7 protein-coding genes are annotated in these 10,422 nt (G+C 57.2%); 3 read left to right on the top strand and 4 right to left on the bottom strand.

The window, feature by feature from the left end:
• Positions 1–164: 164 nt before the first annotated feature.
• The 4 genes from ACR0LY_RS12840 to pdxR all read right to left on the bottom strand — a co-directional run bounded on the left by ACR0LY_RS12840 (position 165) and on the right by pdxR (position 5,573).
• Positions 165–1,166, bottom strand: a complete 1,002-nt coding sequence (locus ACR0LY_RS12840) for a HupE/UreJ family protein (protein ID WP_170350144.1) — start codon at positions 1,164–1,166, stop codon at positions 165–167.
• Entirely contained in the window at positions 1,163–1,984 is an 822-nt protein-coding gene (locus tag ACR0LY_RS12835) for a peptidylprolyl isomerase (RefSeq protein ID WP_170350145.1), read from the bottom strand. Before ACR0LY_RS12835 ends, ACR0LY_RS12840 begins: the two co-directional genes overlap by 4 nt.
• A 126-nt stretch (positions 1,985–2,110) precedes the next feature.
• A complete protein-coding gene (locus ACR0LY_RS12830) occupies positions 2,111–4,030 on the bottom strand; it encodes a DUF3604 domain-containing protein (RefSeq protein ID WP_170350146.1) in 1,920 nt (639 codons plus the stop codon).
• Positions 4,031–4,169: 139 nt separating this feature from the next.
• Entirely contained in the window at positions 4,170–5,573 is a 1,404-nt protein-coding gene (gene pdxR / locus ACR0LY_RS12825) for a MocR-like pyridoxine biosynthesis transcription factor PdxR (RefSeq protein WP_480640988.1), read from the bottom strand.
• Between the two features lie 87 nt (positions 5,574–5,660).
• On the opposite strand from pdxR, the gene ACR0LY_RS12820 reads away from it, so the two are divergent.
• The 3 genes from ACR0LY_RS12820 (at position 5,661) to ACR0LY_RS12810 (ending at position 10,419) form a co-directional block, all read left to right on the top strand.
• The gene (locus ACR0LY_RS12820) at positions 5,661–6,317 is read left to right on the top strand and encodes a pyridoxamine 5'-phosphate oxidase family protein (protein WP_480640986.1); all 657 of its coding nucleotides are present in this window, start codon (positions 5,661–5,663) and stop codon (positions 6,315–6,317) included.
• A 9-nt stretch (positions 6,318–6,326) separates the two neighbouring features.
• Positions 6,327–7,097: a pyridoxine 5'-phosphate synthase gene (locus ACR0LY_RS12815; protein ID WP_174820505.1), complete on the top strand. Its 771-nt coding sequence runs from the start codon at positions 6,327–6,329 to the stop codon at positions 7,095–7,097.
• 136 nt (positions 7,098–7,233) lie between these two features.
• Positions 7,234–10,419, top strand: coding sequence for an ATP-binding protein (locus tag ACR0LY_RS12810; RefSeq protein WP_170350150.1), 3,186 nt, complete (start codon positions 7,234–7,236; stop codon positions 10,417–10,419).
• Positions 10,420–10,422 lie beyond the last annotated feature (3 nt).

The following is a 10,422-nucleotide window of genomic DNA, read 5'->3' as shown; positions in this document are numbered from 1 at the left end:
TCAGAACAGCCCGGTCACACTACAATTGATCCCCAAGATCAATCGCTTAACACCCTCAACCCGTCAGAACCACAAAACAATAGGGTGAGAGGCAATAACCTCATCCAAAACAAAGCTTCAATGCCGGAAAACCAAATAGACCTCAGCGATGCGAGGCCAATAAATTAAAACCCACTGACACGCTCGACCAGCCAATAGACCGACACGCTGCCGATGACATAGCCAGTGATTGGTCGGGTAACCCCGCTCAGCCGTGATGGATTAAAGCGCGCCACCTGACGCCACAGAAACATTCCTACTGACAGGCCCGCAATAAAGGTAAGTTGTCCGGCCTCGACCCCAAGGTTAAAGGCCAGAAGTGCAGCTGGGATATCCTGAGAGGGCAGGCCGATCTCGGACAGGGCACCGGCAAAACCCAGCCCGTGTAGCAGACCAAAACAAAAGCAGACAATCCATGGGTATTGCTCGGACAGTCTGATCTGCCCTTCTTTGTGTTTGAGAATTTCCAGGGCCAGGAAAACGATCGACAGGGCAATCACCGCTTCGACCGGGGCGGCAGGAACGTGCAGCACCCCCAGCGTTGCCATTGCCAGCGTGATCGAATGCGCGACTGTAAAGGCTGTCACTGCGCCGACCAGCCGCCAAGGATCACGCACCAGAATGAACAAGGCGAAGACAAACAGAAGGTGGTCCCACCCTTCTAGGATATGCTCGAAGCCAAGCCAGAAATAGCTGATGAAAACGGACCATGTGGTCGGATCTATTGGCAAAGTCAGGGCCGGCTCTTCAGGTGTGAACCGGAGGGTGGAAATCGCAGATTCCAGTGGCTGAACGCGCAGAAGGACATCGTTGTTTTGTCGTTCGAGGCCCCGGATTCTGACTGTGTGTCCTTCGATCTCAGCCCCGCACTCTGCAACCCAAGAGGAAACCCAAGCAACCGAGTCGAAGATCGGCGGTGGACCGTGCGATGGGGTGCAAGCTTCGGGCAGGATCGCGTCAATCCTCATGGGTTGGCCGTTCACATCCGGTATGCGCCACATCACTTGCCAGGTGCCTGGCGTCAATTGGTGGAGGTCCAGATATCCGGGGTCAAGCGCGTGTGCATTGCCGGACTTTGGGGTGCAGGCCAACCAGATCGCTATTATCAAGCAAAACAGGGCCCTCATTCACCGGACCCTGGTGTTTCAACCCGGTACTGCGCGGCAAGGGTTTCGTATTGCGCTTGCGCCAGTTCCTCGGCCGTGTCCCGACGCCATGCTATCAGAACCGCATCGCGAATGTCCGTAAGTGGCGGCAGATATTCGAGGCGCGTTTCGGTTACACGGACCAGATGCATCCCATATCCCGATTGAATCGGCCCAGCCCAGACGCCCGGTTCTAATGGGACCAGCGCAGCCGAAAACCCCGGGCCAAATGCGGCATCGACGGCGCCGGCGGGCGACAGCGGCATTGATCGAGGCATCAGGGATCGTACACCAAACTCTGACCATTCCCTGCCCGCTGTTAGTGCGGTAAGCGCGGTGTCCACATCCTCGGGCACCGGCTGATCGCCCAGATACACCTGATCGAATGCAATCTGCCAAGGTTTAGTAAAACGTGCCGAGTTTGCTGCGACATAAGTTTCAAGCACTGCATCTTCGGGGTCTACCGAGGCGGCGATTGCATCCGACAGGAAATCCATCTTTTGTGCCAACCGTGCCCGGATTACCTGATCCCCGCGATCCAACCCCAGGTTGCGCGCCTCGCGCACCAAGATTTCCTCGCGCACCAGGGCGTCGATCAGCACCTGCAACTCTGCGTCATTGGGCGGGCGTTTCCAGGTTGTTTCAAAGCGGGTGACCAAAAGCGTGACATCAGCGTCGTCGATAACAATTGCATCACCCCGTTCAGCGCTTTCGTCCTTTGGGCCCACAATGGCAAACCAGCCAAAGATGGCGGCTCCGATCAGAATAAAGTGGAGCAGGGGTTCTTTCAAAATATGCATGCTTAGTTCCGAAGACGCTTTCAGACCCGCCTTAATAGTAGTGGCGGGTCCTTGGATAAGTCAAACAGACTGCAGAATAATTACGCTTATATTCCAACGCAGTGGTGGTTCTTCGAAAAAGGCCATTCACCCCGGAGTGTACCAAATCGGTGAGGAATAGGCGCGTTCCTGATGTATCAGTTGTGCGTCTTCCGGCAGATCAATGCCAAACCGCAACTTGTCGTATAGCAACCAACGCGGGGTGGGGATTTCCAGAACCCTGACGTAATAAAAGGCCCGTTCATTCGGGTCGAAATCCGGGTCGGACCAAACAGTGATCAACTCGGACGCGCCGATGGTATTGCTCCAGCTCGCGGTTTCCACATCCACAGTATTACCGACCTCGGGTAGGTTGCCATCTGCATCCTGTGGCCGATCATCAGACCAGGCGACATTATAAACCTTTTCCTGCATCGACCCGTCTGCATCCACCCATCCTTTGACGACCTGAACCCGATCCAGATTTGCACCGATCGGGTCGCGCAAGGCACCAATCAGGAAATTCGGTGCGCCATCCCCTTCGCGCGGGCGCAGGTCACCACCCATGGGTACGCCTTTCGTGTAACCGACATCCGCCAGAAAGCGCGTCTCAAGGTCGCCCTCGTCAAACGCCCAGCCTCCAAAGAAACGCAAACCGATCCGAGGACCGGTGGTCGCATAGGTTTCGCGGCGCTTGAACGCATCGAAAATGGCTGAGCGTGTGTTGTCGGTGGCCCAAACGGCAGTGTAGCCCGAAGCGACCAGCAGATCGCCCGGTATCTCGCCCAGCTCATTGGCAATAAAGGGATGTTGTATCCGGGTGGGCGACGGTTCCACACTTACAGATTTGCCAAAAAAGTTGTCTTCTTCGGCGGTTGCCAGCGAAGTATGGCTGTCAGTCGCGCCGCCCATGCCGAATTTATAGGGGTTCACGCCGAACTTTTCTTCTAGCATCAGGCCGCGCTTGAGGGCTTCGCGCGCATACTCGCCCGCCAGCATGTCCTCGGTTTTCAATTCGGTGATATCGAGGTTGCCAATATCCCAGTTCTCATAATCGGCAAAGGGATCATCCGGGCTGAGATACGGGTGGGCCTCGCCGTCTCCTTTGATTTGCGTGACCTCGTAGTGAGGCTCCCACCTTGCGCGGTTCTGGACGTATTCTTCGTCAACCTGGCCACCGTGATACGTGTCTTCGGTTGGGAACATCCAGCCGTTCGAAAGGTTGCCGTTATGGGCGAAAGCCACCGCCCGGCCGCCGGTTTTGGCTTCGTAATCCTCCAGCCAAGAGTAAAGCGCCTTGGGATCGGTGTTGCCGTAGGGTGGCTGTGTTACCGGCGGAACAACCTGCAACGCGCGGATTGGTCCGTCGCGCAACATAACATTCCGGTGCAGGTTGAAGCCCTTGGGCACCGAGGTCCATTCGAAACCGATAAACGCGGTGAATTGACCGGGATCGTTGTGCCGTTCCGCGGCCAGGACAATATGTTCCCAGGTGAACGCAAAAGCATCGGCCCCCGGGCTGTAGGACTCCAGCAAAATCTCCGGCAACGTCATCTGAGAAAAATTTGTGATGATATCGAAGGCTGCTTTACCAGCTTCTTCGCCACCGGCCTTGTATCCTTCGTACCATTCCAACCCCTTCGGGTCTGAGATCACACCGGGTTTGCCCGCCTGCAGATCGGGCGCGAAACCCATCAGGTCAGTATGATCGGTCAGAACCATCCAATCCAGTGGTCTGGCCAGTCTGACTGGTTGCCCGGTGGAGGAAATCACCTGCTCGCCTTTAGCAAATCGCCATGCGTCGTCAGGCAGCAGCGTGTTGCCGAATGCGCCCGCATCTAGTGACAGCCCCGTATGCAGATGCGTGTCGCCCCAAAGCGGGCGCTCGGGGAAAGTGCGGTTGGCGTAGGGTGAAAAGGGACGCTCGGCAAAGGTTCCCTCGGCGGCTTCCTTGGTGGGAACGGCATCGGCAAAAGCGCTTGCCGGGACAGAGACGAAAGTAAGTAAGCAGACAGACAGTCGAAGCATGTGAACCTCCCCATTCACAGAGTTCGTGGATTCAGCGTGTGAAATACCGAGAATATATATTCTAATTTGACGATATCATGTTGTGTGCTTCACGTGTGAAAAACTTTTTGACCATTACCAGTGGGCAGCGTGGCTTGCTTCAAAGTGGCAGCTGTATAAGAGAAACCAACCGATCCGCCGCGTCTGAAAGTGTATCTTCGTCAAACGCCGCGTACCCCAGCAGTAAGCCCTGCATCTTTTGCGGCAACACACATTGGTCAGACAGTGCGCTGATGCGCAGTCCGTTTTCCCCGGCACGCTGGCTGATTTCAATGTCGGACATTCTGTCTGCAAGTGCCGCTCGAAGTGCAACGCAAAGATGCATGCCCGACGAGTCCGGCTGAAGCTCCAGTAGGTCACAGGCGGGGGCGAGCGCGCTGAGCAGATGGCTCTGACGTCGCGCATAAACACGTCGCATGCGTCGTAAATGCATAGCGAATTCACCGCTGTTCATGAATGTCGCCAAGGCGGGTTGCGGGATCAGCGAGGCGCGTGGTCCCACACGATCAAGATAGGTCCGCGTGCTTTGCAGCATGTGTTTGGGCACAACTAGATACCCGATCCTCAGTGCCGGGCTGACGAGTTTTGAAAAGCTGCCAAGGTAGATCGTGTTATTGAGGCCATCCAACCCCGAAAGCGATGGCAAAGGTTGCCCCCGATAGCGGAATTCGCTGTCGTAGTCGTCCTCGATCACCACCGCACCGGTCTGTCTGGCCCAATCCAGCAAGGCGACCCTGCGGGGCAAGGGCAGGCTGACCCCTGTTGGATAATGCCGCGAAGGCGTGACGATAGTGGCATGGGCCTTGTCTGGAAGGCGTGTCACATCCAGCCCGTCCTGATCGATACGCACGGGGCAGGCTAAGTTTCCTGTATCCCTCAGAATCGTGTGAAGTTTCGGCCAGCATGGGTCTTCGATCGCAACTTGTTTGCCCGCACCAAGCAGCCCGTGGAATATAACCTCGAAGGCTTCGCGCGCGCCCGAGGTGATCACAACCTGCCCCGGATCACAGGACAAGTGTCGCCACGCGGCAACGTGGTCCGAGATGGCCGCGCGCAGCGGATACCAACCCAAAGGGTCCGCTCGCGCCAAAAGCTCGGGTGTTGGGTTGCGCCATGCGCGTTCAAGGTGGCGTGCCCATTGTTTGTGCGGCAGCAGGGATTGATCCGGCAGACCGGTTTGAAAGGGCAGCCATTTCTGGGTCTTTGGACCCGCCGGGCGGGGGATGGGCTGCGGTTGCGACAGGTGGGTGATCTCGCTGGCCACAAATGTGCCGCTGCCTTGCCGGGTGACCAGATACCCTTCGCTGATCATCTGGTCATAAACCGCCTGAACCGTTGTTCTGGATATCGACAACTCGGATGCCAGTGTGCGGCTGGCTGGCAGCCGCGTCCCGACCAGGTCAGAGGACTTAGATATGAGACCGCGCAGCGCCTCAAGCAGTTGCGCCTGAAGCGAGGTCTTCAGCGATGCATCCACCGAGATCGCAAAAAGATCTCGATTCAAATTGGCCTTAGGAAAAGTTTTAAAATTGGACATTTAAAAACATCCAATACCCGGGCACTACAGACATAGCAAGATCAAACCCGAGCCATGACCATGAATGAGACTTTGAACATCACCGACAAATCCCGCCTGCGTCGATCCCATGAGCGGGGGCATTTCGACCGTGCCACCATCAACAGTATCCTGGACGCGCAACCCATGTGCAGCGTGGGTTATGTGATTGATGGCAAGCCCTTTGTCACTCCGACGTTGCAATGGCGAGAGGGCAATCGCATCTATTGGCACGGGTCCTCGGCCAGTCGTGCGCTGCGCAATTCTCGCAATGCGCAGGTTTGTCTCTCGGTCGCAATTCTTGACGGGTTTGTCCTAGCTCGGTCCGGTATGCATCATTCCGTTAATTCGCGGTCGGTCACGTTGTTTGGCACCGCGGTCAAGGTTGAAGACCCGGCAGAAAAGCTGGACAAGCTAGGCAGGTTTGTGAACGGCCTGTTCCCGGGGCGATATGAAAGCCTGCGGCCCGATCACGCGCAGGATCTGAAGGCAACAATGGTGCTGGGCATGGATATATCGGAAGGTAGCGCCAAGGTCCGCACGGGCGGTCCAAATGACGAGGAAGAGGATTATGATCTGCCCATCTGGGCCGGGGTCATTCCCGTTCACACGTCGGTTGGTGATCCTATTCCTGATCCCCGAAACATCGATGGCGTGCCGACGCCCGAACATGTGCAATCCTTTCGGCTGTAGGGCAGGGTGATGACGGACCTTTCGGTAAATCTGAATGTTGCCGCCCTGCTGCGCAACAGGCGTGAGCACCCCTGGCCGGATTTGATAGGTCTGGCAAGGATCGCCTTGAACGCGGGCGCGGCGGGCGTGACGGTGCACCCTCGCCCGGATGAGCGTCACACCCGGCCCGATGATGTGCGCGGGCTAAGCTCTATGCTTGACGCGGAATTTCCAGACCGGGAATTGAATGTCGAAGGCTATCCAGATGAACGGTTTCTGTCGCTGGTTCAGCAGGTGCGCGCGGACCAGGTGACGTTGGTTCCCGATGATCCGGGTCAGGCGACAAGTGATCATGGTTGGGATTTCCCGGCACAGGGCGCGATGCTTGCGGATGTGGTTGCCGGGTTACAGGCGAAGGGTCACCGCGTGTCGCTGTTCTGCGATCCCGAGGCAGCGCACATGCCCCATGCCGCGATGACCGGAACAGATCGGGTTGAACTTTATACCGGCCCGTTCGGCGGATCTTATGACGACCCAGTGGCCGAGACGCGGGAACTTGACCGTCTGACCGCCGCAGCGACCGCGGCTGCGGCGCAAAGGCTCAAGGTCAATGCGGGCCACGATCTGACGGTCAGTGGCACGCGCAAACTGATTGCTCGGATCCCGTCGATTGCCGAAGTGTCCATCGGGCACGCGTTGTTTTGCGATGCTCTGAACTTTGGAATGACTGAGACGGTTCGTCGGTATCTTGGGGTCTGCAGCATCCCTCAGGCAGATGATCTTTGGGCGGAAACTGTCTGAAACAGACAGGTGTCGCCGACTATGATCGCACCCGGCTTTGGGCGTGACATTTTCACTGCTATTTGAATAAGCCTTTGCGGCAATTCATCTGCAAATACTGGCGAGCCTGGGTTGGCTGTAGTACACCTTTGCAGTTATGGGGAAGATTGCGGATAAACCTAAGCGGGAACAAGCAGATAGCGAGCAACGGCGTCAGGTCACGGTGCTGTTTGCCGATATGGTCGGCTACACCGCAATTGTTGCATCGCTTGGGGAAGAACAGGCGTTGGGCTTTGTTCGGCTGACCTACGATACGCTGGTCCGGGCGGTCGAGGCCCACGGTGGAACGGTGCGCGATTTTGCTGGCGACAGCATAATGGCGCTGTTCGGCATTCCCGACGCGACCGAAGATACGGCACTGCGGGCCTGCCGGGCCGCTATGGCGATCCATGCGGCATTCGAAGCGTCCGCCGCGGATATCGAAGCGCGTTTCGGCGTGCGCCCGAAGGTGCGTGTGGGGATCAGTTCCGGTACGGTTCTGATGGCGGCTGTCCAGGGCGAGAGCGGCCCGACGACTGCTGTGGGCAGCACAGTGAATCTGGCCGCGCGGCTTGAAAATCTTGCCCCGTCGGGTGGAAGCCTGATCTGCGACACCACACGGGGGCTGGTCCAATGGGTGACCGAACTTGGCTTTTTCGGCGAACATCAGATCAAGGGTCTGTCCGCGCCGCAAAAGCTGTGGCAGTTGCAGGCCGTTCACCCCGACGCAACCCGGTTCGACGCATCAGTAGCGCAAGGGTTGAGCGGCTATGTTGGCCGAACAGATGAACTAAGCACGATCTCCACCGCGCTGGAGCGGGCGAAAGACACCCGGTCCGTGATTGACCTGGTTGCCGAGCCGGGGTTGGGCAAAACGCGGCTGGTTTTCGAGTTTCTTCATCGCCTACCTGCGGACGAGGTGTCGGTCCTGACGGGAAACTGCTTTGCAGATGGCCAGCAGGTTCCGTTTCTGCCCTTCCTGGAAATCACGCGAAATTCATTTCTCATCACCGATGCCGACAACCCGCTGCGGGTTCGGGCCAAGCTTGAGGCCGGGTTAAAAAAATCCGGGCTGTTCGCGCAACAGAACCTTGGGTTAATGATGAATTTTCTGGGTCTCACACCGCCCGAGGGGGTTCTGGACGGTCTCGACGGTGTTCTGATCGGTCTGCGTATTCGCGAGTTGCTGACCGAACTGCTGCGTCTGAAATGCGCGCGGGGCCAGGTTGTTTTGCTGATCGAAGATGGACATTGGATCGACAGCGCGTCAAAGGATTTGCTGGCGAATATGATCGAGGCTCCGGGCCTGTCGAACCTGCTGATCATCCAGACACGGCGACCCGAATACACACCCAGTTGGCAAAACATGGCCGGGGTGACAACCGTGGCGCTTCGCCCGCTGAGGGTCGAAGACCTTGCCGCTCTAGCGCAAAACCGTCTTGGGGTGGACGCTCTACCCGATGGGTTGGCAGAACAGCTGGCTGACCGTGCTGGGGGCAATCCACTGTTTGGCGAAGAAATCTTGGGCTTTCTGCAGGATCAGGGAGTTTTGCGCGTCGAAAATGGCCGCGCCCATATCGAAGCGGATATCAGCGACAGCGGATTGCCCGTCACCATGCGCAGCCTTTTGACAGCCAGAATTGAACGGCTTGATCCCGAAGATCGCGCCTTGCTGCAGGCTGCAGCCGTGATTGGTCGGCGTTTTGATCCCGGTCTGTTGTCCCAGATCACCGAGACGACCAAGTCAACCGGCGCCACCCTACAACGGCTGCAAGCGCAGGATGTGCTGTACCGCGAGCCGAACTCGTCGGATTACATCTTCAAACATATTCTGCTGCGGGATTCGGTTTATCAAAGCCTGGTTCTGTCCCGCCGGTCCGACCTGCATCTTGCCATTGCCGAGGCGTTGGTGATGCGCAACGCCAACCGGTTGCACGAGGCCGCCGAGGTGCTGGCCTTTCACTATGGACAGACGGATCGGGCAGATCAGGCGTTTCACTACAGTGCCATGGCTGGTGATAAATGCCTCGGCGTTTATTCACTGGACGAAGCCAACCGGTATTTTGTGGACGCTCTTGAGCTGTACCAAAACGACCCAAGTTGCGCCACAGATGCAGAATTTGCCGGATTCATGGCCAGTTTCGCGCTGTGTTCCAATATCTCACTGCGGGTCAAAAAGATTATCGAACTGGCCGGGACAGTTCGCCCGATCCTGCAAAAGGCTGGTGACAGTCAGGATCACACGTTGTTCCTGCACCACTATGTTTCTTGTCTGGTCTGCAACGGCAAGTATCACGAGGCGCATTGGGTTCAGCAGGAACTGACAGACATGGCAGGTCGTCTGAATGATCCGGCCTCTAAGGCGTATGCCATGGTGAATGAGCTTTCGGTCTCAATCTATCACGCGCCGATCGACAATGACCGTTTCGAGGCGCGAAAACGCGATGTCGAGGCCGTGCTGGAACAGATCGACGACGCCTATATCCACAATTTTTATCAGGCCACTGTTGGTTGGAACGAACTGACGCGGGGGCGGGTGGCGCGGGCGCATGCCGCATCAGATCGGATGATCGCCTTGGGAAAAGCCAAAAACGACCCGCGTGCGCTGGGCTATGGAACCGCCATGAAGGCGCTGATCGCGATGGTCACCGATGATCACGAACTGGCGCTTGAAATGGCTGAGAAGGCGCGCAAAGCATCAAAGGTCGAATTTGAGTTGGCCATAGCCGAAGCAGCCAGAGTAGGAGCCATGGTGCCGCTGGAAATGCCAGGGGCGACTGAGGTGGTCCAAAACCACATCAAGGCCTGCAACGAAAAGGGGTGGACGCTGTTCACCTTCGGGCCCGCGGCGATGCTGGGGGTGGCCTATGCGCTGAACGGTCGGATTACGGACGGGTTGCGCCAGATTGAATGCGCCATTCAGAAACGTACCGACGAGGGCACTCAGATATCCGCTGACTGGGCCCGTCTGTTTCTGTGCGAGATGTATCTGGCCATCCTAACAGGTGAAGGCGGCGGTTCGCTGGGGGTTCTGTTTCGAAATTTCCGGTCGATCCTTTGGGTTATGCTGTTTGGAAAAAAACGTCTGATCGCGATGGTTGAGCAGGTGCGCAAGAACCCTCAGTTCGACCAAAAGGGCCACTATATCGCGCGCTGTGATATGATCATGGGGCTGCTGTACAAGGCGAAGAAAAAGAAGGCGCAGGCTATCGAGCATCTAAGCCGGGCCCGCGTCATCGTCGAGTCTGCAGGGCGATCTCCGATGCTAACACGCATTGATGCGGCGCTGGCGGAATTGGCATAGCCT

Source organism: Ruegeria sp. BC5 (assembly GCF_056539205.1).
This window is presented reverse-complemented; position numbering and strand designations above follow the sequence as displayed.